Source organism: Bradyrhizobium sp. USDA 241, assembly GCF_049739505.1.
In the GTDB taxonomy this organism is placed as follows: domain Bacteria; phylum Pseudomonadota; class Alphaproteobacteria; order Rhizobiales; family Xanthobacteraceae; genus Bradyrhizobium; species Bradyrhizobium liaoningense.
Genome location: NZ_JBMGPZ010000002.1, coordinates 1,401,383 through 1,421,924, shown reverse-complemented (window position 1 = coordinate 1,421,924; position 20,542 = coordinate 1,401,383). Strand labels below are relative to the sequence as shown.

Below are 20,542 nucleotides of genomic sequence, written 5' to 3'. Positions count from 1 at the left end.
ATGGCCGAGCGCCTGATGGACAACATCCTGGCGCCGAACGCGACCGTCTACGAGCGCACTCTGGCCTCGGAAGTGGAGCGACTGCTGGCGCTGGACACCGATCGCCTGCGCCGGCTGTGGGATCCATTCCGATGCCACATCGACGACCTGCCGTATCTGGCCTGGTCCCTTTCGGTTGACCTCTGGGATCCAGACTGGCCAGAGGCGAAGAAGCGCAAGGTCGTCGCCGACGCCGTCTCGCATCACCGGATCAAGGGCACCAAGGCCGGTGTTGCCACCTACCTCGACATCGTGGACTGCGCGCTGAACGATCTGATCGTTCCGCCTGCGCGCGGCTACCGCATCCCGGCGATGACGAACGGAGAGTTCATGTCGTGGCTGGTGAAGCTGCCGCAGATCCGCATGTATCCCTACGTGATCCGCGACCCGGCCGGTCCCCGAGAATTTCGGATGCCGGTCCACTACTTCCGGAACGACAATTTCCGTGAGCCCAGCCTTGGGCCGCAGCTCTACGGGCGCAAGGCATCGATATTCAGGAACGGCGTTGAGACCTTCGTCAAACTGGAGGCGATGACCGAGCTAGGCGGCCAAGCCGTCGAGCGCATCTCCTTCGGCAGCAACTCGACTCGTGACTATCACACCGATGGCTTTCGCGGGCACAAGTTCTATGCGCCTACCGACGCAACCGACAACATCGTCACGGTGCGCCTCAACCAGGCGGCTTCCGACCTTGTATCGGTGACGTCGGGGCTCACGCCCCAGGACGTCAAGCCGGTCCAGATCGCAGAGCGTCACGACGCCTATCCGGCGCAGCACTTCCACGATTACAACGGATCGTGGCGCGGCAAGAACTTCCGCTGCGAGACCGATGCTGCCTACTGGATCTATGACCGAGTGGCGCTCCACAACAAGGACGATCTGCCTGCAGGTCTGTCCACCAAGTCTTATCGCGGTCACATGCGGTACGGCATCCCAGCCTACACGGCACAGGCAAGAGTCAGCGTTCCGCTGAAGCGCTCGCCGGCTCAAGGCTTTGGTGGCCGCTTCCGCAATGGCTTCCGCCTTCCCACCGACATGTCGAAGCTCGACGACGCCTGCGGGGCGATCGTCTCCGCCAAGCCCCTCCGCGACACCGTCCTCGTCGACACGGTCAATTACCGCGTCGTTCGTCTGAAGGACCGGAGAAAGCTGGGGTCTTTCAAGCTCGGCGAAATCAAGAAGGTCGCTTGACGGCGGCCCCCAGGAGAAAACAGTGGAAAACAAAATCATCTTCCATGCGAACATCGACGATGATCCGACCGACTTCACTCGGTTGCAGGACTTCGCCGAAGCTTCGCTTGACCATGTCGTGCTCGACGGCATCAGCAGCCTGACCAAGTACACCGGCTTCGGCGTGACCAAGTCGGCCGTGACCCAGATCTCGGTTGCGACGGGTCGCCTTTATTCGGCGGGCAAGGTCTATGCGTCGGCTGACACCGGCTGGTCGAAGGACTTCATCACCCAGCTGCCGGTCGCCGGCAAGCGCATCGCTTCGGTCGTGACCTGGGGCCAGGAGTCGGACACCGACGTCCGCCCGCGCCAGTTCCTGATCAACGCCGAGACCCGCCAAGCCGAGCCGCAGGCTGTGCCGCTGGTCCATGCCCGCGTTGCCAACCTGAACGTCGTCCTCGGTACTGAGGCTCCGGACCCGACCGCTCCGCTGGTTGATGCCGGTTACACTGTAATCGCCAACGTCGTTCTGACGCCGACCGGTGTCGATACGATCACGATGGTCGTCGACAATCAGCTCCCGAGCGTTCAGGGTCACGAGCAGCGCATCGGCGACCTCGAAGACTTCGAGGAGACCGCTGGTCTCCAGATCAAGACGCTCGCCTCCGACATCGCGGCGCTCAAGGCCTCCGGCTCGAAGGGTGACGTCGACCAAGCCACCATGGGTCGCACGCTGGTTCGTCTGGCCGTGCTCGAGTCCAAGAACGGCGTGGTCTACAACGCGATCGACTCGGACGCGAACTTCTTCCTCGACACCACGAAGTCGTTGCTCGCCGACCCGCTGTCGCATGTGAAGGTCGAAGAGGGCATCCGCATGCCGCACGCCGCCGAAGGCGCGGCTGCACTCCAGATCTTCAACCCGCTCGATCCGAGCGCGACGATCAAGAATGGCGTCATGTTCCCGGCCTACACCCGGGAAGCTTGGCTCCAGTCGGGCAGCATCACGGGCGAGCTGCAGGTTGCGGCCTATTCGGTCCAGTCGTTCGACATGGTCCAGAAGATGATGGCCAAGCAGCGCATCCGCTACGGCGACGAGTTCTACGTCTGTACGAACAGCCTGTTCTGGCAGACCGGTACCTACAACGGCGCCGGCCTGTTCTTCCGCGACGGCCAGACCTACGAGGTGGAGAACCCGCAGGATACGCCGTATCACGCATTCATCCGCCTGCGTCAGATCTGGATCGACACCTGGGAAGAGCCTTACTGGGAGAAGGTGACGATCACGACCACGGTACAGGGCACCCAGATCGCCGAGACCTGGCTCCAGGGCCAGAACATGTGGCTCGACGCCGTTGGCGTCTGGTTCACCCGTCTGGCAGCGTCCGGTTCGTGCCACTTCGCGATCTGCGAGGTCTCAGACTACGGTCTGCCGAACCTCAAGGCGGTCATCGCTCAGACCACGATGCTGCGCGAGCAACTGGTGCTTCAGGGCGAAACGAAGGTTTCGTTCCAGCCGACCTTCCTCCAGGCCGGTAAGCGCTACGCGGTCGTCGTGACCACGGCTGCCGACCACTGGGTCGCCACGGTTCCGGGCCAGCAGTTCACCTCCGGCACGTTCTTCTACGTGCTCGATGGCGCTTACGCCCAGGGCGATGCGTTCAAGGATCTCTGGATGCGGCTCTACCGCTGCAAGTTCAACCAGGCCCGCGCGGTCATCACGTTGAACCCGTTGCAGTTGGCCGGCGGCATCCTCGCGATCGACCTGCTCACCGGCACGGTCATCCCGGATGGCACCACGCTCACCTATGAGATTCAGGTCGGCTCTCAGTGGTACAACTTCCTGGATGTCGACAAGTACATGCTGGGCCAGGGCGGTACGGTTCCCCCGCTGCTGCCACTGCGAGCCGTCTTCATGGGCTCGGTTGACTGCATGCCGGCGATCAACCTCGCTGATAGTTCGGTCTTCGTGTCCCGCCCGGACGTCTATGCGCAGCACGTCACCACGACGCGAACGCTGCCGGCGCCGTCCACGCAGATCCGCGTCATGGAGCGCTACGAGTACTTCGATCCGGTCTATCACACCGCCAGCTGCAAGCTGCTGACGGGTGCGGGTTTCGGAACGCAGGTGGCTCCGTCCAGCGTCTCCACCTGGATCGACCCGACCGATGGCGCCTATGAGCGAACCTACGTGTTCAACCTCGGCGCCTCGATCACGCAGTTCCGCAAACTGACCCGGCTCGACACGTCGAGCAACCAGCGCGTCTTCCACGTCGCCTGGCAGAGGGACTACGCCGTCTAAGACGGCAGAAGGACAACACCATATGACCGATGCACCGAACGCGGCCACCCCCGAGGTGGTCGCGGTTGAGCCCGCTGCTGCGCCGGCTGCTCCCCTCTATTACGATGTGAAGCTGAACGCGCGGTTCAACTGGCTCGACTTCAATTACCTGCCGAGAGATCATCACATCGTGGATAAGACCATCTACGACGCGATGGATGCTGCGGGGGTGGTTGCCGATGTCAAGCAACTTTCCTGAGCTTGTGTTCGACGAAGACGAAGACTTCACGGCTGATCGACTGAACGCGGCGATGGAGGTGCTGGATCAGCGCCTCCGCGCTCTCGAACCCTTCACCCCCTCGTGGCAGCAGGCGGTCAACGATCTGCGTGACGTCGGACTCTCTCGTCTGAACGACGCCATTCTGCCGGCGTACAATCGCATCCAGCTGTTGTCCACGCTCGGCTTCCTATTCGCTGGCTCGTCCAGCGAAGTCACTCTCACCGATGAGATGACCGCGACCTTCGTCATCGACGACGAAACGGAAAAGTCTCTCTTCACCCCGACGCCGTTCCTGGCGCTGACCCGATCCTCGACTGTTGATGACTGGGCCATCGCCCAGCTGATCTCGTATGAGGCGGCTACCGGCACCCTGATGGTGAAGGTCAAATCTATCAGCGGCAATCCCGGTCCTCACACGGACTGGCAGATTGGCGCTTGCGCGGCGAGCACTATCGCTGCCATGGCCTACTTCGCTGAGATCGATGCGGCTCGCAACCAAGCGAATACGGCCAAGGCTGCGACCGCGGCCGATCGTGTGCAGACCGGTCTCGATCGCATCCAGACTGGCACGGATCGCAACGCGGCGGCTCAATCCGCTATCGCCGCGGCAAACTCGGCAGCCAACGCCGGCACCTGGGATCCGACCAACTACGCCCTCAAGACGTATGTGGACGGCAAGATCCAGGCACTGGTTGGTACCGCGCCCTCGACCCTGGACACGCTCCAGGAAATCGTGGCGCAGATGCAGTCGGACGAGAGTGGCTTTGCCGCCCTGACGACCACGGTTTCGGGCAAGCTCACCGCGAGCATGAACCTGAACGACCTGGCCGACAAGGCTCAGGCTCGCATCAACCTGGGCGTCACCTTCGCCAACCCGACCAGCAAGTCCGGAATGACGGCGGTCAATGGCTCGGCCGTGACCTACATGCGGTCGGACGCGGCTCCCGCGATCGATCCGGCAATCGCGCCGACTTGGACTGGCAAGCACATCTTCCAGTACAACTCTGGACAGACCTACAGCTTCAACTCATCGACGTATAGCGGACTCACGGTCTACTGTACTGATGGTGGGGCGGCGTTCATGAGCTTCCATCGCGGCGGTTATGCGCTGCAGGTTGGTTTGGATGGTGACAACTGGTTCAGGTTTGGTGGTTGGTCGGACGGTGCGACGTATCGATTGGCCATCGGCGCTGGTGGTCTGATCTACACGCCTGGCGGTTTTGGCGCTGCGACCACGGCTGTAGCCGGGCAGGTTCGCGCATCAGGCGACATCATCTACGGGCTGTCGGATGAACGTCTGAAGGACGACATCCAGATCATCGAAGATGCGCTGGAGAAGATCGAGCAGCTCGACGGCGTGACGTGGCTTCAGAATGACCTTGCGCGTGCTGTCGGCGCACCCAAGCAGGACGGGCGCAAGTCCGGTCTGTTGGCGCAGCAGCTCAAGAAGGTCTTGCCGGAAGCCGTCTGTCTCGCTCCGTTCGATTCGGACAAGAACCTGAAGAGCAAGTCCGGCGAGAACTACCTGTCGATCCAGTACGAGCAGACCGCCGGCCTGTTCGTTGAGGCCATCAAGGCGCTGAAACGCAGGAACGACTCGTTGGAGGATCGTCTCGCTAAGCTCGAAGCGAAGCTGGGGGTCTAAGAGATGGCCGTTCCTGCATCAGGAGCGGTCGCCTTCTCGACCGTCAACTCCGTCTTCGGCTACGGCATCGCGATGAGCAGCTACGTCGGCCGGGTCTACTACTACTACGATTCGACCTGGGGCGTGCTCTCTGGGACTTTCCCCGGCTCGAACTTCCCGATGTCCCTGTTCTACGGGAAATCGAACCACGACGAATGGAACTGCGCCTGCGACTGCAATTGCGCGTGCAGTAAGTGAGGATCAATGACCAAGGCGCCGAGCAGCATCTTCAGCTACCGAGTCAACCATTGCAGCCCTGATGGGTGGGCTCTGGTCGAATACCGGCACGAGACGCTCGGCAGCCTGGTCAAGAAGGTCTTCATCCCGCTGAACCATTCGGCCGAGGAACAGCGCGGCGCCATCGTCATGCAGTTCCCCTCGCAAACCTTCCACGCGAGATACCTCGAAATATTGGCGCGGGATGCAGCTCTGGCTCCCGCGTCAATGGAAGGACAATTCACGCACCGCATCGATCGTCCAATGGAAGATCCGGTCGGTCTGCCCATGGAAACCCCAAAGGTGTAGCGATGCAGTTCAGGCGCATCCGTTTTGAGAACTTCACCGTCACGATCTTCACGGCGCATGCCGGCGAGGAGCGCATCTGCCCGCCGTCCGAATTGACGCGAGGCATGACCGCTGCCGACGCTCCGGCAATCGCCCATCTGCTCGAAGGGAAGGATGACGCCCGGCCGCTCCACACGATCCCGGTCTACACCAAGGGCGGCTTCGAGGCCCTCGGCGGCGATCACGCGCCGGACCCGCGGCCCGCTGGCAGCGGCGCCACTCAGTTCGTGAGGGGCATCGACAACTATCGCCTCCGCTCTACCGCGGAAGGTAGCGAATATCACTGCATCACCCCTAAGAGCAAAACGCCCGTGTTCTGGGAGCGCTCATTCGTCTCCGGCAAGTCCGGCGACACGTTCGAGATGCTGCCGAACCAATTCATCTACATCGCGGAGGGCTCCATCGAGCTGGCCGGCCAAACCTTCGTCGGCCCAACGATGCTGGAGATCACCAAGCCTTACACGGCCAAGATCACCGAGCCGGTGATGGGCGCCAAGCTCTGGTGCTGAAAGGAGCACAATGCCCACGATCCGCTTTTTGACGCCTGCTGACTTCGGCGACATGTGCGACATCATCGACAAGCATAGCAGCGGAATGGGCGCCTGGTGCAACGATCGGACTGCCCCAGAGAGGCAGAACTTCCGCCAGCTCGCGAAGGACCATGTGGATCTTTGCTTTGAGCACGCGATGTCGAACTTCTGGGGCTACTTCGACGACGCCGGCAAGCTCGTCGCCTGGGTCAACTGCACTCGCTGGGCTGACCCCATCAACATCACCATCCGAACCGTGATCGAGGACCCGGATGCAGACCTGCCGCGCCGCGATGGCGCAGTCTGGTCGGATGCCGCCGTCGATCTCGTGAACTGGGGCATCGGTTTCTTCTGGTCCGAAGGAGTCGAAAGCTTCTGGTGCAGGCTCTTCGCTGGCAAGGAAGACCGGCATATCTCGGCTCACCCAAACTGCATGCTGACCCAGTACCAGCGGGAAAAGGTCTACTTCATCCGGGCGGGCGAGCAGCCGCCGCCCGAGTACCGGAGGGTCAGCTGGTCGCCGTTCGACGATGCAACGGCGATCTACCGGTTCTCCGACCCACTGCCGCTGCTGGCCTACCTCGAACTCGAAAGTGCAAATGATCCGACTGGAAATGCTGAGTAGGGACGGAGAGGTCGTGCCTCTGTTCTATGACCAGCACACCTCACGTCTGCTCGACCAAGACGGATTTCAGGCCGTCGACTTCACCAACAACCCGCTCTACGACCCCGAGCCCGTGCAGGCCCGGCCGTTCATCGCGGTGGACTACGATCAGCCAGGCCGCAAGGTGCGCCAGGTCAAGAAGCTGAAGATCCAGCTCGGCCTCGGCTGCAACTATTCCTGCGCCTACTGTCTCCAGGCGGCTCAGATCCACAAGGCTGCGGCGTCCTCGACAAGGGACGCGAGCGAGTTTCTCGCCAACATCGACAGCTGGATCGCCGATCCGGAGGGGATGGAGAAGCTGGAGTTCTGGGGCGGAGAGCCGCTGCTCTACTGGAAGAAGATCGAGATCCTGGCTCCGGCGCTGATCGAAAAGTTCCCGAACTCGAGGTTCTCGATCATCACGAACGGCACGCTGCTCACGCGGGAGATTGTCGATCAGCTCAAGGCCTGGAATTTCTCCATGGCCATCAGCCACGATGGTCCAGGCCAGCAGGTGCGCGGCGATGACCCCTTCGAAGACCCGAACAAGTTCGCGTTCATTCAGTATGCCTACCGGACCTTCCATCCGCGGTTTTCATTCAACGCGGTGCTGACGCCTGCAAGTCATGACGTCAACGCCATCATCGACTGGTTCGAGGATTACTTCCCGGGCTGTAACGTCGGATTTGAAGGCGTCGTTCACAGCTACGCCAGCGATCCGTCATCGATTTTCTCGATCGATCAGTTGGGCCAGTTCAGCGATTTGCTGTCCCGCCAGCTGACTGACGGATCTGCGCTGCGTTCGCCGGCCATTCATGACAAGCTGAAGCGTGCGGTCAGCTCGATGGTCAACGAGCGCTCCTCGGAGTCGCTGTTCCAGAAGTGCGGCATGGATATGCCGGAGTATCTGGCGGTCGACCTGAAGGGCAACGTGATGACCTGCCAGAACGTGGGCGCCAACGGCAATCACAAGATCGGGCACGTCGACGATTTCGAGAACATCGCGCTCAACACCTCCAAGCACTGGAGCAAGCGGCCGGAATGCCAGAGCTGCCCCGTGCTGCAGCTTTGCCAGGGCGCCTGCATGTACCAGGGCGGAGATAACTGGACGCACAGCTGCAACGCTGAGTTCTACTACAACCTGGCCTTCTTCAGGGCTGCTCTCTTTATCCTAACCGGACGATGGATGGTCGGCTTCAGCGGTGACATCGTCAGGCCGAAACTGAAGAAGGATCGAGATGTCGAAGTTCGTTGATCTGGCTCAAAAGCTGGCCAACATCCCGCACCTGTACCTCAGGTCGTTCGACGTGCATCAGCTCCAATCCGAGCTGAACTCGATCGACCCGGCTTTGTTCGTGCCGTTTCGGTCCAAGAGCCGACACACGAAGCATCTTGCGAAGTTCTGGCACGGCCTGTCTCTGATCTCGCCGGGCGGCTCCGTCCACGACGATCTGACCGAGGAGGAATACGCATCCAGGACAGACTCGAGGTGGACGCCTATCGCCGAGGAGTGCCCCTACATCAAGGATGTGGTCACCGAGCTTGGTGGAGAGGGACAGCGTGTCAGGCTGATGTGCGTAAGGGCTGGCGGAAGCTTTCCCTGGCATCGACACGGATCGGAAATTTCGATGATCGCTGGGATCAGGAACGGGACGATGCGCCCGAACTGGTACGAGGTGGTCGTTCATGTTCCGATCAGGTCGAACCCTCAGGTCAGCTACGAGGTCATCGAGACGTCGGTCTACGAGTTGAGCGATTACTCAGCCGGCATCGATATTCACAAGCGCAACTATCCAGAAGGTGAGGCCTGGTCCTTCAACGCCGCCCACTACCACAACGTATTCAACAGGTCCGCGACCGAAGACCGCTACTCCATCATGCTGACGCTGGACCTCAGGATGAGGAAGACATTCGACATCGTGTCGAAGGCGGTCGAGCGCTACGAGGGGCCGATACTGACAGGGCTCTGAAATGGAAACCGTCCTTGCTTCGGGACCGCCCGACGTTCTCGAAGACTCTTTCCGAGCTGCCACTAACGAGGATTGGACTCGTGATTGGCAGATCAAAAACGATGGCGTCATCGTGCCGATCCAGTCGGGCTGGAAGCTGTACATGCAGCTCCAGGACACTGTGACGGGCGACATCGCCATCATGTGTTCAACCGACAACGGTCGGCTCTTGGTCATCGACCAGGACGCCGGCAAGTTTGGACTGAGAGTGAAGCAGGCCGACGCCGGCCAGGTCCCTCCCAGCTCCTACGTCTATGACATCGTCCTCGTCGCTGGCGATGGCATCTACCGCCTCGTCGCAGGCTCAATCGCGGTCGACGCCGGCATCACAATCGTGCCCGGCCAGGAGAAGTGGACTCACTATCCGCTGATCCAGCGACCGTAACCACCGCCAACAACTCCACCCTTCCAGCCGCCCCTTCCGGGCGGCTTTTTTGTTTGGGAGCAACTACGTGACTGTTCAATATCTCCACGGCATCGAGACGATCGAACTCGATAGCCCCTCCGGCCCGGTCGAGACCGTCAAGTCGAACGTGATCGGCTTGGTCGGTACGGCGCCCGACGCAGACCCGGATATCTTCCCGCTCAATACTCCGGTGGCTGTGTTCTCTGACGCGCTCAAGGCCGGCCAGCTCAAGAGCGCCGGTACGCTGCTCGATGGCGTGGACGCAATCTTCAGCCAGAAGTCGGCTGTCGTCGTCGTGGTCCGCGTTGCCGAAGGCGTGAGCCAGGAAGAGACCTGGTCGAACGCTGTCGGTTCGCCGACCGGCAAGACCGGCGTCTGGTCGCTGCTCAAGGCGCGCCCGATGCTTCAGGTCATCCCGAAGCTGCTCGTCGCTCCGGGCCTCACCAGCGGTCGGCCGACCAACGGTGTGAAGAACCTCGTCATCGGCGACGATGGCGACGGCTACGTCCTCGCCACCACGTCCATCAACATCGCCGCTCCCCCGGCGGGTGGCCGTCAGGCGAAGGCCGTGCCCCAGGTGGTCGGCGGCAAGCTGACCGGCGCGATCATCACCGACCCGGGCTACGGCTATACCGGAGCTGCTCCGGCTGTGACCGTCACGGGCGCCGGCACGGGCGCTGCGGTCACCGCGACCCTCGGCCACGTCGCCAACCCGGTTGGCGTGTCGCTCGCCTCGATCGTCGATCGCCTCCGCGCGGTGGCGTTTCTGGACGGTCCGGGCACCAACTACGACGATGCGGTCGAGTACCGCAACGACTATGGCAGCCAGCGCATCTTGATCGTCGACCCCGGCGTTCTGAGCTGGGATACCGAGAACTCCATCTACGTGACGAAGCCTGCTTCGGCCTACGCGGCCGGCATCCAGGCGCGAATCGATGAGGAGAAGGGCTTCTGGTACTCGTTTTCGAACGAGGTCATCCAGAACATCGGTGGCCCAGGCCGTCCGGTCGACTTCATGCCGAACGACCGCGACTGCGAAGCGAACATGCTGAACTCCAACCAGGTCACGACCATCATCCACGATGATGGCTTCCGGTTCTGGGGTCTGCGTGGCACCGGCACTGACCCGCTCTGGGCGCAGCTCTCGGTTCGCCGCACCGCGGACATGGTCTACGAGAGCCTGGAGCGCGCTGAGCGTTCCCGCCTCGACAAGCCGTTCAGCTACCAGCTGCTCTCCGGCATCCAGGGCGACGTCAACTCTTACCTCCGTCTGCTCCGCTCGCGCGGCGCGCTGATCGGCGGCAAGTGCTGGCTCGATCCGACCGTCAACACCCCGGCGACCTTCGCTGCGGGCGAACTGACTGTCGACTTCGATCTCGAGCCCCCGGCCTGCTTGGAGCACCTCCAGTTCCGCGCTCGCCGCAACCCGCAGTACTACACGGACTTCATCGAGGAGTTCGCGCGGGCGATCACCAACGCCTAAGCGCTGGTCACCAACAACCACCACCAAAACCAAGAGCTAGTCACGAGCCGCTCGGTCCTACGGGGCCGGGCGCGCTCAGAGCTGGCCCCGCAAATTCGGACAGTAGCTTGAGTGGATTTTCTGCCTGACAGCGGCGAGGATTCTTGCTGCGAATCAGGAGCGAAGATGACGAAGAAGAGCCGCCGGACGCATTCTCCGGCATTCAAGGCGAAGGTTGCTTTGGCTGCGGTCAAAGGCGACAAGACACTGGCGGAGCTGGCGCAACTGTTTGATGTTCATCCGAACCAGATCACGATCTGGAAAAACCAGCTCCTGGAAGGCGCCGCCGGCGTGTTTGGGCATGACAAGACATCGGCCGAGACGCCGGTCGATTTGAAGGCGTTACATGCCAAGATCGGCGAGCTGGCGTTGGAAAACGATTTTTTGTCCGGCGCGCTCACCAAGGCGGGCCTGCTGAGCGCAAAGCGATGATCGACCGCGATCATGATCTTTCTATCGTGCGCCAGGCGAAGGTCCTGAAGCTGGCTCGCAGCACGGTCTACTATGAACCTCGGCCAGTTTCGGCCGAGGACCTTGCCTTGATGCGTCGGCTCGATGAGCTGCATCTCGATTATCCCTTCGCGGGAGCGCGTATGCTGCGATCGTTGCTGCGGCGGGAGGGCGTATACGCCGGTCGCCGCCACATCGCGACGCTGATGAAGCGCATGGGGATCGAGGCGGTCTATCGTCGCCCGAACACGAGCAAGCCGGCTCCGGGTCACAAGATCTACCCGTACCTGTTGCGCGGATTGAAGATCGAGCGGCCCGACCATGCGTGGGCAATGGACATCACCTACATTCCGATGCGGCGTGGCTTCGTCTATCTCGCGGCGGTCGTCGATGTGTTCAGCCGACGGGTCCTGGCCCATCGCGTCTCGATCACAATGGAGGCGGCCTTCTGCGTCGAAGCGGTCCAGGAGGCGTTGGCGAAGCACGGCAGGCCCGAGATTTTCAACACGGATCAGGGCAGCCAGTTCACCAGCCTCGAGTTCACCGATGTGCTGCTGGACGCGAAGATCGCCATCAGCATGGACGGCAAGGGCGCCTGGCGCGACAACGTGTTTGTCGAGCGGCTCTGGCGCACGGTCAAATACGAAGAAGTATATCTCCGCGCCTACGACAGCGTGTCCGAGGCGCGAGCGTCAATTGCCAAGTATCTGGCCTTCTACAATCAGGGACGCCCTCACTCGAGCCTTGACGGGCGCACGCCTGACGAGGCTTACTTCGGCACGCAAGCTATGGTGATGGCCGCATGACCGTCGCCGACGGTTTTGTCGTCGCTCTGGTCGGGCTACGCCCTCCCGACGCAACGACAAAACCGTAAAGCCCCGCGTTCAGCATAACCCGGCAGGAATCCACTTAAATCCAGCGGGGCGCTGTCCAAACAACCGGGGCCAGCTCTCTCTGGCTTGGCTGGAGACATCTATGGCTAACCTTCGCGACTCCAACATTTTCCAGGACTTCACGGTCTGGATCCAAGACGTGGGCAAGATCGGCGAGGCCCCCGAGTTTCAGCCCCCGGAAATAAACATCGCGGTCGAAGAGTTCCGCGGTGGCGGCATGGACGGCACGGTCGAAATCCCGTTCGGCGTCGAAAAGATCGAGTTCGACTTCCAGCTCCACACCTGGGACGAACAGGTCTGGCAGAACCTCGGCTACGGCCCTGGCTCGCTCGACGTGCCCGTGACCTTCCGCGGCTACCTGATCACTCCGGGCGGTGCTGAGAAGGGTCTGATCATCACGACCAGCTCGCTGATCAAGTCCGTCAAGCCGGGCAAGGTCTCCGCAGGCAAGAAGGTCGAAATGACCATCAGCCTCGTGGCGAACTACTACGCCCAGTACATCGACGGCGACAACGATCCGGTCATCGAGATCGACGTCTTCAACAAGGTCACCAACATCGGCGGCACCGATCGCAGCGCGAATGCGCGGCGCCTCCTGGGCTTCACCTACTAAGCCCTGACCCCACACGCCAACCAACCTGAGGCCTCGCCATCCCGGCGGGGCCTTTTCTTTTACCCCACAACATAGGTGTGCAAACCCATGACTGAGAACCTTTTCGAACTGAAACATCCCTTCGAGTATCGCGGCGCGAGCTACAACAAGTTCACGCCCCGCCGGCCGAAGGTGCGTGACCTCCGCAACTTCATCAAGAACGTCGACAAGGACGGCGTCGGCGCGATGGAGAAGGTGCTCGCTGACCTCTGCGAGATCGACGAGAAGGTCATCGCCGAGATCGACATCGAGGACTTCGCTCCGATGAAGCACTGGTTCGAGGGTTTTTTGAAACCCATGCTGAGCGCATCGGACGAATAATCCCTGACGCTTTCCCGATCTTCGAGCGGTTCGGATGGACCCTCGAAGCGGTGGAGAACATGGAGTTCTTCGACTTCTGTCTGGTGGCAGACGGTGTCGCAGAACTCAACAAGCGAGACGCTGAAATAGCGGCAAAGGCTCGGGGCGGGAAATAGCCCCGAGCTTCTTTTTTGATTCCACAGGGAGCGGTTTGTGTCCGACAATCTCGACATCAAGGCAAAGGTAGGCCTAGAAAACGACCTCTCTCCCGAACTGCGCCGCGTCGTCGAGGACATCAAGCGGTTCGAGAAGCAGGTCAACAACCTCAAGAAATCCTTTGCCAACCCGCTCCGGGGATCGATCATCGACCCGAAGACGCTCGGCGATGTCCAGGCCTCCCTCGGCCAGACCGGCAAGAAATTCAACAGACTCACCCGCGACCAGATGGCTTGGGCGCGAGAGCAGAAGCGCATCGGTCAACTGACGACCGACACGTGGGTCGATGTCACCAACCAGATCAACGACACGGTCAAGGCCTTCGATAAGGCGACCGGCAACAAGAAGAAGGCTCTCGCCCGCCAGCTCAAGGAAGACATCGGATACGCCCGCGCGTTCCGGTACGTCTATCAGGGCGAGCACGAGCGCTACCTGCGGTCCGTCGAGCGGCGCGATGCTGCGGAGGCCCGCTACGGTTTGATGCGCCAGAAGCGTGAGGAAGCGCAGGCCCGCGTCAGGCAGAGAGCGCAGGACAAGGAAGCGAAGGCCCAGCTCCGAGAGGCTCAAAGGCAGGAGCGTGAGGCGAGGCGGCGCGCTGAGGAAGCAGCCAGAGAAGAGCGCCGCCAAATGCGTATGCGTGAGCGCGAGCAGCGCGTTCACATGGAGAACATGGTCAGGGCTCGTCGCGCTGTCTTCCGCAGTATCAGCCGCGTCGGCAACGCCGTAAGCCCCTGGAGTCCAGGCGGTCGTGGCGGTCTCGCCGCAGCCGTTGGCATCGGAGGCTTGGTCATGGGTGGCCATTCGGCCATCGCGTCGGCCAACGACCTCGATCGGGCGGAGATGAACGCTCGCATCAACATGCAGAGCACCGACGCCCGAAAGCTCCGCGACGAATGGGCTCTGCCCAAGGCTGTAGAGCTGGGTGAGAATCCGGCGAAGCTGATGACCGGCGCCGTGGAAGCGGCCAAGGCCGGTGTCCCGGAAAACCTGGCGGCTCAGACTTCCGAAATGGTCATGGCGCTCTCGAAGGCCTTCGGCATCGAGCAGGACCAGGCCCTCGAAGGTATGGGCTACGCCATCGCGCAGGAAATCGGTGCCGGACGTATGGGCACCGACTCGATCAATCCGATCCGCAAGCTCGGCAACATCACCGCCTATCTGGCGGCCAAGACCAACGCTCGTCCCGACCAGATGATCAGCTTCATGCGAACCGGCATGGGCTCCGGTGCCATGCTCGGCATGAACCAGGAGTCGACGCTGGCGTTCGGTGCGGCGGCGATCATGGCCGGTGCTCAGGGTTCGCAGGCTTCGCGTGCGCTCCAGCACTACAACGAGCGCATCGCTGGGCTGACCAACCGGGCTGACGCGATCCGCCACAAGAGCAATCGCTCCAAGGAAGACCGCGAGTTCCTCGCGTTGCCGGGCCAGCTCGGCTACGGCTCGTACAAGGACATCGAGGACAAGGTCCGAAAGAACCCGAACACCGAGCTGTTCAACCTGATCAAGTCGTTCGGCAAGATCAGCGATCCGCTGAAGCGCATTCAGGGCATGGATGAAATCTTCGGTCAGGAGTTCGGTCGTATCCTCGCCAACCTAATCTCGTCTCCCAAGATGATGGATGAGGCGCAGAAGTTCGTGAAGGAAGCGTCTGGCCAGACAGCTGACAACGACTTCCTCAGCCACACGATGACCGAATACATGCGGAGCTTGGATTACTTCCTATCCCGCGTGAAGGCGGTCTGGACCATCATCAAGGATGAGCTGGGCGACACGCTTAAGCCGTCTTTATCGAGGAGTTCAGCAACTGGGTTGCTGACTGGTACAAGGCGGTCGGCACTTCGGGCCTCAAGGATCGGTTCAAAGCCATCCTGCAAGGCCTGACCGAAGGCTTCCTCGGCCGGCCTGGCTCGTTCCGCGACCTGCTCGAGTCCATGTTCGGCAAGCCCGGACAGGGCAGTGCCGGCGCGGTGGAGAGCTTCAAGGCTTCCGCGAAGGGCTTCGCCGAAGGCATCAAGGCGGTCTTCGACTCGGTCATGTCGGTCGGCAAGGCGATCATGGGGATGTTCGGCAAGAACTCCTCCGATCCTGAAGCTGTCGGCAAGTTCGTCGGCGAAATCGTCGCGCTCGTCGCCGCCCTGGGGCTCCTGTCCCCGGTCATCGGCGTGCTCACCGCATTCGCAACCACCATCACGTCCATCGCCGCTGCACTGGCAACCATGTCGGCTGCCGGGTGGTTCGGTGGCGGCGCTGCTGGTGCTGCCGGCGCTGCCGGTGCAGCTGGCGCTGGTAGCCGTCTCGGCCTCCTCGGCCGTCTGGGCGCGTGGGGCGGTGGCTGGTGGCTCGGAAGCAAGATCTTCGGCCCGAATGGCGAGAACAACCAGTCCATCAAGGACCAGAATGCTCTCCAGGATCTCTATCGATCCGAGCGTCTGAAGAACGACAAGGATCGCGGCGCTTACGAGATCCAGAAGCAGATGCGGCGTAACGGCCTGCCGACTGTCGAGGGGCTCGACCCCTCGCTGCTGCACCGTAGCTCCTACTCGGGAGCGACCGACTTCTCCGGTCGTCGCCGCAGCCAGGTCGATGACCTCGCCGAGCAGCTGAAGAAGTTCGGCGGCAACGTCGAGCGCGCGGCGTTCATCTCTTCGCCGATGGGTAGCTTCTCGCGTCTCGGCACTGGATCGGGCGGCGGTGGCGTCATCGCCTCCGTTCCGTCATCGCTGTCGGCTGGTGGCGGTGGCGCTTACGACCTGTTCAAGAGCACGCCAGGTGGAACGTTGCCCAGCTTCGGTGTCGGCCGGAGCGGCAGCATCATCCGCAATCGCGGCAGCGGTGCTGGCGACAGCTTGGGGTCAATCGCGGTGCCTTCGGGCGGCGCAGGCGACATGAGCGTCGGCCAGGGCCTCAGCGGCAACGCTTTCCTCGCTGCGCGTCGGTCCAAGTTCGATGAGGAGATCAAGAACGATCCGACGTTGATGACTCACCTCGCGGCCATGCAGATGACCGAGGGTGCCAGCAAGGGCGCTACCATCGAGAGCATGATGAACCGCGCAGACATGCGTGGTTGGACGCTCCGACAGGCGCTCGGCTACAGCGCCGATGGCAGGATCAACCCGAAGAGCTTCTACGGACCCGTCCGTCGAGGTGAACTTGGACCTGCAATCGCCAAGCTCCAACGGAATCCGAAGCTGCTTGAGCAGTACAACGCCTACACCAGGGCGGCTCTCGCAGGCAGCCACCGCATCGGCGGCTTCACCGACCAAGGCTTGCCCACCGATCCCAACGGATCGTTGCGCGAAGGCCGCGGCCGGGAGATGCTCAAGATCGGCGGCAACGAGTTCCTCGACTGGGGCGCAGGCAAGTGGGGCGGCAAGTCCGGCCACGCCGGCTCGGAAGCCTATCGCAGGTTCATCGAGCAGGGTATCCGCGGCAGCAGCGACTCTCCGATCGGAGGTGTTCCGGCATCCTCGGACGCGATCAGGAACGTCCCGCCGCCGGCCATGTCGCCGATGGGAGGTGCCGGTGCTGGTGACGCTCGCGTCCCTGGCAACGTCGCGATCCACATCAACGGAGCCCAGGACCCGAACGCGCTCGCAACGCTGGTCCAGCGCCGCATCGACGAGTCGATGAACTGGCGCGCTCACGACAGCGAGTCCGAATATACCTAAGACTATCCCGGCCCCTACGGGGGCCGGGCTTCCCCTTCAATTCAGATGAGAGGATTCCATGGCATCTGTGCTCATGGGTCTGGGTTCGCTCGACCCCAAACAGCCTGACAACCAGATCCTTTTCTACGTGCCGTTTCCGAACAGGGACACGCCTGGCTTCGAGACGATGCAGAACGATGCGCAATACACCTGGGTCTCCAATGACCGTCTCTCGCGCGATCCTGCAATGCAATTCACGGGCCCCGGCGAGCAGAGCTTCACCGTCGAAGGCCGGATGTTCCCCTATCACTTCGGCGGTCTCTCGACCATCCAGCGCCTGCGAGATGCGGGCCGCGCCGGCAAGCCGCTCATCCTCGTCCGCTTCTATCCCCTGAAGGGTGAGCTGGACGCGAGGGAGAGCATCGCTCAGGCCGCGCGTGACGGCAAGGTCGGTTGGGGCGCCGAGAACTACGGCAATGTCGTCATCAAGCGCGTTCGAACCGTCGAGACGAAGATCGGTGCGATCGGTATCGCCCACAAGATCGACTTCACGCTCGAACTGACGCGATACGGCGATGACCTTGTGTCAGTCACCCCTGGCGATTGGATCCCGATCTGATGAGCACCTACGTCACCAAGATGTTCGATCGGGTCGACCGCATCGTCTACGACCGGTACGGGTCCAACAACAACCAGATCACCGAGTGGGTCATGGATCAGAACCCCGGCATCGAGCTGTGCGGCATCCTTCTGCCGCTCGGGATCACCATCAACCTGCCGGACCCTCCGCGCGCCATCACCGCGGCTCCGGTGCTAAAGCAATTCTTCCTCTGGAAGTAATTCCCCCTGGTTCAGTCAGTCATAGCTGCTTTTTCTGAGGAAATAAGCCCCGTGTAATCGTGGCAGGCAGCTACGCTTGAGTCAGACAGGCCGTCCTTCGGGGCGGCCTTTTTCTTTTTGGAGGCCGCGCGTGTCTACAGGCTACACCCCGATCTACCGGATCCATAAGGACGGGGTCGACATCACCGATCGATTCAACGATCGGACCGTCCAGATCAAGGTCGAACTCATCGCCGGCGGGGGCGAGGGCGACCGATGCGAGATCGTCGTTGACGACCGCGACTGGCTCATTGCCAGACCATATGGCGGCCAAAAGCTCCAGATCTGGCTCGGCTATGACGAGGTCGGGCTCGCCTACATGGGCACCTTCGAGATCGACGACGTCATCTTCGAGGGCATGCCGCGGTCGATCCAGATCACCGGCACCTCGACCGGCTTCAACGACATGAAGAAGTCGCCCCAGATCGCAAACTGGGACAACAAGAGCGTGGCCGAGATTCTCGGCGAGATTGCAGGTCAGGCCGGACTCGGAATGTCGATCGGCGAAGAAATCGGCAGCCTCAAAATCCCCTTCAAGAACCAGGTCGTCAGCAACCTCCATCTCATCCACGAGCTGGAGCGCATGACTGGCGCTGTCGGCAAGATCGTTGATGGCAACCTGATGTTCGTCAAACGCGACTCGACCAACAGCGCGAGCGGCGTAGCACTTCCGACCCTCGTCCTTCAGCCGGAGCATTTCGGCACGTGGAAGGTTCGTCACACCGCGCGTCCGGAATTTTCCGGCGTCAAGACGCGGTGGTGGGACGAGGCAAGCAAATCATTCAAGTCCGTCGAAGCAGGCATCACCGGCCTGCTCGAAGGCGGCGCTGGCGATAAGCCATATCCGCTCGTTGGGAACTTCAAATCTGCGGCTGAAGCTTTGGCAGGTGCGCAGGCGAAGGCCCAGGCGTTCAAACGAGCGGAGATCCAGGGCAACTTCGACCTCGCGAAGGGCGATCCCTGGATCAGAGATCAACAGACCATCATCGTCACCCGCATGCGGGACGGCATCAACGGCTCCTACGTCGTAGACAAGGCGATCCACACGTACATCAAAAGCACGGGCATCAGGTCGACGCTCGAATGTCGCTCACCGGGCGACGGCGTCGATTACAGCGACCGCGGCCCCGATTGGCTGCTTTCGCCCGATCCTGGCGATGTGATGGGCACGGTGCTGCGCCTGACGCCGGACGACCTCTAAGGAAAGTCCCCAATGTTCAGTCAAGAGATCATCGACGCCATCGTTGTGGCGGCGAACAAAGAAAGCTGGCCCGCTTCGGCGCTGCTGGCTGTGGTCGAATGCGAGACGTCGGGCAAGCCGTTCGAGACTGACGGCCACACCCCGACGCTCCTGTTCGAGCGCCACAAGTTCTATTCCGAACTCCAGGAGCATCAGCCGAGCAAGCTGAAGGCGGCAATCGCCAAAGGCCTCGCGATCCCGCACTGGAGCCGGAACACCCAGTACAAGGACCAGGGCACTTCGTCCGGCCGCCTCAGCGTCATCGCCAAGGCAAGAGCCATCGACGAGGAAGTCGCAAACAGAGCGGCGTCCTGGGGCCTTGGCCAAACCATGGGCTTCAACGCCGAGCGTCTCCACTATGAGAGTGCCACGGACATGGTCGAAGAGCTGTCCCGCGGCATCGCGGAGCAGATCGACGCTCTCGTCCGCGAGATCAAGTCGAGCCGTCTGGATCGCTACCTGAAAGCCAAGAACTGGGCCGCCTTCGCAAAGGGCTACAACGGCACCGGTTACAAGCAGAACAAGTACGACACCCGGATGGCAGCGGCCGACGCCCAGTGGGCTCGCCGACTCGATAGTGGTGAGATGCACGCCAAGCCCGGCAAGGCCATCACGCTGATCTATCAGTCCAAGCTCAAGGAGCTGAACTACCCGGTCGGCAAGGTCGACGGTGACTGGGGTGACCTCATCACGGGCGCGACTTCCGCGTTCCAGCGGCGCGAGGGCCTCAAGATCACCGGTCATCCGAACGACGAGACCACCGAGCACCTCGACAAGGCCACAGAGCCGCGTCCGGTGTCGCAGGCGCGCTCCGAGGCGACCGTGGATGATCTCCGCGCCGCCGGCTCGGAAACGATCGAGGCGGCAACCAAGGGCTCCACGCTGACGAAGATCATCGTCGGTGCCGGCGCGCTCGGTGGCGCTGACCAGACCGGCGTCCTCGATCAGGCGCAGGAGGTGGTTGGCAAGGTCCAGAGCGCGAAGGCGGTCATGGACTCCATCCAAGACCTGGCCATCGGCCTCAAACCCTACTGGTGGGTCGGCCTCATCGTGCTCGGCTTCGTCATGTGGCGTTGCTACGGCAGCGTCATCAAGGCGCGGCTCCGCGACGAGCAGCTCGGCCTGCACCTCGGAAGGTAA

At 61.9% G+C, this 20,542-nt stretch carries 21 protein-coding genes; all 21 read left to right on the top strand.

Annotation, left to right across the window (positions count from 1 at the left end; translation table 11 throughout):
* A complete protein-coding gene (locus ABIF91_RS07880) occupies nt 1–1,230 on the top strand; it encodes a phage tail protein I (protein WP_424578970.1) in 1,230 nt (409 codons plus the stop codon).
* A gap of 22 nt (nt 1,231–1,252) precedes the next feature.
* A complete protein-coding gene (locus tag ABIF91_RS07875) occupies nt 1,253–3,508 on the top strand; it encodes a hypothetical protein (protein WP_424578969.1) in 2,256 nt (751 codons plus the stop codon).
* A gap of 22 nt (nt 3,509–3,530) precedes the next feature.
* Nucleotides 3,531–3,746, top strand: coding sequence for a hypothetical protein (locus ABIF91_RS07870; protein ID WP_424578968.1), 216 nt, complete (start codon nt 3,531–3,533; stop codon nt 3,744–3,746).
* Between the two features lie 4 nt (nt 3,747–3,750).
* Nucleotides 3,751–5,412: a tail fiber domain-containing protein gene (locus tag ABIF91_RS07865; protein ID WP_424578967.1), complete on the top strand. Its 1,662-nt coding sequence runs from the start codon at nt 3,751–3,753 to the stop codon at nt 5,410–5,412.
* A gap of 3 nt (nt 5,413–5,415) precedes the next feature.
* On the top strand, nt 5,416–5,649 hold the full coding sequence (locus tag ABIF91_RS07860) for a hypothetical protein (protein WP_424578966.1): 234 nt from the start codon (nt 5,416–5,418) through the stop codon (nt 5,647–5,649).
* Nucleotides 5,650–5,655: 6 nt separating this feature from the next.
* Nucleotides 5,656–5,976 (top strand): hypothetical protein, encoded by a 321-nt coding sequence (locus ABIF91_RS07855; RefSeq protein WP_424578965.1) that lies wholly within the window; start codon nt 5,656–5,658, stop codon nt 5,974–5,976.
* A gap of 2 nt (nt 5,977–5,978) precedes the next feature.
* Nucleotides 5,979–6,524 carry a hypothetical protein gene (locus ABIF91_RS07850; RefSeq protein WP_424578964.1) on the top strand — a complete coding sequence of 182 codons (546 nt, stop codon included), beginning with the start codon at nt 5,979–5,981 and terminating at the stop codon, nt 6,522–6,524.
* Between the two features lie 10 nt (nt 6,525–6,534).
* Complete coding sequence (locus ABIF91_RS07845) at nt 6,535–7,170, top strand: hypothetical protein (RefSeq protein WP_424578963.1); 636 nt, start codon at nt 6,535–6,537, stop codon at nt 7,168–7,170.
* 13 nt (nt 7,171–7,183) lie between these two features.
* A complete protein-coding gene (locus ABIF91_RS07840) occupies nt 7,184–8,443 on the top strand; it encodes a radical SAM protein (RefSeq protein ID WP_424578962.1) in 1,260 nt (419 codons plus the stop codon).
* Complete coding sequence (locus tag ABIF91_RS07835) at nt 8,427–9,158, top strand: hypothetical protein (protein WP_424578961.1); 732 nt, start codon at nt 8,427–8,429, stop codon at nt 9,156–9,158. The genes ABIF91_RS07840 and ABIF91_RS07835 overlap by 17 nt, the downstream gene beginning before the upstream one ends.
* A 1-nt stretch (nt 9,159) precedes the next feature.
* Complete coding sequence (locus ABIF91_RS07830; protein ID WP_424578960.1) at nt 9,160–9,582, top strand: hypothetical protein; 423 nt, start codon at nt 9,160–9,162, stop codon at nt 9,580–9,582.
* Between the two features lie 67 nt (nt 9,583–9,649).
* Nucleotides 9,650–11,086: a phage tail sheath subtilisin-like domain-containing protein gene (locus ABIF91_RS07825; RefSeq protein WP_424578959.1), complete on the top strand. Its 1,437-nt coding sequence runs from the start codon at nt 9,650–9,652 to the stop codon at nt 11,084–11,086.
* Nucleotides 11,087–11,251: 165 nt separating this feature from the next.
* Nucleotides 11,252–12,381, top strand: a protein-coding gene (locus ABIF91_RS07820; protein WP_129557670.1) for an IS3-like element ISRj2 family transposase whose coding sequence is annotated in 2 segments (ribosomal slippage) — nt 11,252–11,504 and nt 11,504–12,381 — 1,131 coding nt in all. Because the reading frame shifts where the segments join, the coding sequence is not laid out codon by codon here.
* Between the two features lie 169 nt (nt 12,382–12,550).
* Nucleotides 12,551–13,081 carry a phage major tail tube protein gene (locus ABIF91_RS07815; protein WP_424578958.1) on the top strand — a complete coding sequence of 177 codons (531 nt, stop codon included), beginning with the start codon at nt 12,551–12,553 and terminating at the stop codon, nt 13,079–13,081.
* Between the two features lie 87 nt (nt 13,082–13,168).
* The gene (locus ABIF91_RS07810; protein ID WP_424578957.1) at nt 13,169–13,441 is read left to right on the top strand and encodes a phage tail assembly protein; all 273 of its coding nucleotides are present in this window, start codon (nt 13,169–13,171) and stop codon (nt 13,439–13,441) included.
* Nucleotides 13,442–13,633: 192 nt separating this feature from the next.
* Complete coding sequence (locus ABIF91_RS07805) at nt 13,634–15,517, top strand: phage tail tape measure protein (RefSeq protein ID WP_424578956.1); 1,884 nt, start codon at nt 13,634–13,636, stop codon at nt 15,515–15,517.
* Nucleotides 15,518–15,567: 50 nt separating this feature from the next.
* Nucleotides 15,568–17,304 carry a hypothetical protein gene (locus ABIF91_RS07800; protein WP_424578955.1) on the top strand — a complete coding sequence of 579 codons (1,737 nt, stop codon included), beginning with the start codon at nt 15,568–15,570 and terminating at the stop codon, nt 17,302–17,304.
* A gap of 58 nt (nt 17,305–17,362) precedes the next feature.
* The gene (locus ABIF91_RS07795; RefSeq protein ID WP_424578954.1) at nt 17,363–17,902 is read left to right on the top strand and encodes a phage tail protein; all 540 of its coding nucleotides are present in this window, start codon (nt 17,363–17,365) and stop codon (nt 17,900–17,902) included.
* Nucleotides 17,902–18,123, top strand: coding sequence for a tail protein X (locus tag ABIF91_RS07790; protein ID WP_424578953.1), 222 nt, complete (start codon nt 17,902–17,904; stop codon nt 18,121–18,123). The genes ABIF91_RS07795 and ABIF91_RS07790 overlap by 1 nt, the downstream gene beginning before the upstream one ends.
* Before the next feature lie 76 nt (nt 18,124–18,199).
* Nucleotides 18,200–19,363, top strand: a complete 1,164-nt coding sequence (locus ABIF91_RS07785; RefSeq protein WP_424578952.1) for a phage late control D family protein — start codon at nt 18,200–18,202, stop codon at nt 19,361–19,363.
* Nucleotides 19,364–19,375: 12 nt separating this feature from the next.
* Nucleotides 19,376–20,542: an N-acetylmuramidase domain-containing protein gene (locus ABIF91_RS07780; protein ID WP_424578951.1), complete on the top strand. Its 1,167-nt coding sequence runs from the start codon at nt 19,376–19,378 to the stop codon at nt 20,540–20,542.

What these genes read in the sequence shown, in the direction of transcription:
- ABIF91_RS07860 (WP_424578966.1), top strand. Translation starts at nt 5,416, where the DNA reads ATGGCCGTTCCTGCATCAGGAGCGGTCGCCTTCTCGACCGTCAACTCC.
- ABIF91_RS07800 (WP_424578955.1), top strand. Translation starts at nt 15,568, where the DNA reads ATGTTCGGCAAGCCCGGACAGGGCAGTGCCGGCGCGGTGGAGAGCTTC.
- ABIF91_RS07790 (WP_424578953.1), top strand. Translation starts at nt 17,902, where the DNA reads ATGAGCACCTACGTCACCAAGATGTTCGATCGGGTCGACCGCATCGTC.
- ABIF91_RS07835 (WP_424578961.1), top strand. Translation starts at nt 8,427, where the DNA reads ATGTCGAAGTTCGTTGATCTGGCTCAAAAGCTGGCCAACATCCCGCAC.
- ABIF91_RS07830 (WP_424578960.1), top strand. Translation starts at nt 9,160, where the DNA reads ATGGAAACCGTCCTTGCTTCGGGACCGCCCGACGTTCTCGAAGACTCT.
- ABIF91_RS07780 (WP_424578951.1), top strand. Translation starts at nt 19,376, where the DNA reads ATGTTCAGTCAAGAGATCATCGACGCCATCGTTGTGGCGGCGAACAAA.
- ABIF91_RS07850 (WP_424578964.1), top strand. Translation starts at nt 5,979, where the DNA reads ATGCAGTTCAGGCGCATCCGTTTTGAGAACTTCACCGTCACGATCTTC.
- ABIF91_RS07870 (WP_424578968.1), top strand. Translation starts at nt 3,531, where the DNA reads ATGACCGATGCACCGAACGCGGCCACCCCCGAGGTGGTCGCGGTTGAG.
- ABIF91_RS07880 (WP_424578970.1), top strand. Translation starts at nt 1, where the DNA reads ATGGCCGAGCGCCTGATGGACAACATCCTGGCGCCGAACGCGACCGTC.
- ABIF91_RS07845 (WP_424578963.1), top strand. Translation starts at nt 6,535, where the DNA reads ATGCCCACGATCCGCTTTTTGACGCCTGCTGACTTCGGCGACATGTGC.
- ABIF91_RS07855 (WP_424578965.1), top strand. Translation starts at nt 5,656, where the DNA reads ATGACCAAGGCGCCGAGCAGCATCTTCAGCTACCGAGTCAACCATTGC.
- ABIF91_RS07815 (WP_424578958.1), top strand. Translation starts at nt 12,551, where the DNA reads ATGGCTAACCTTCGCGACTCCAACATTTTCCAGGACTTCACGGTCTGG.
- ABIF91_RS07810 (WP_424578957.1), top strand. Translation starts at nt 13,169, where the DNA reads ATGACTGAGAACCTTTTCGAACTGAAACATCCCTTCGAGTATCGCGGC.
- ABIF91_RS07795 (WP_424578954.1), top strand. Translation starts at nt 17,363, where the DNA reads ATGGCATCTGTGCTCATGGGTCTGGGTTCGCTCGACCCCAAACAGCCT.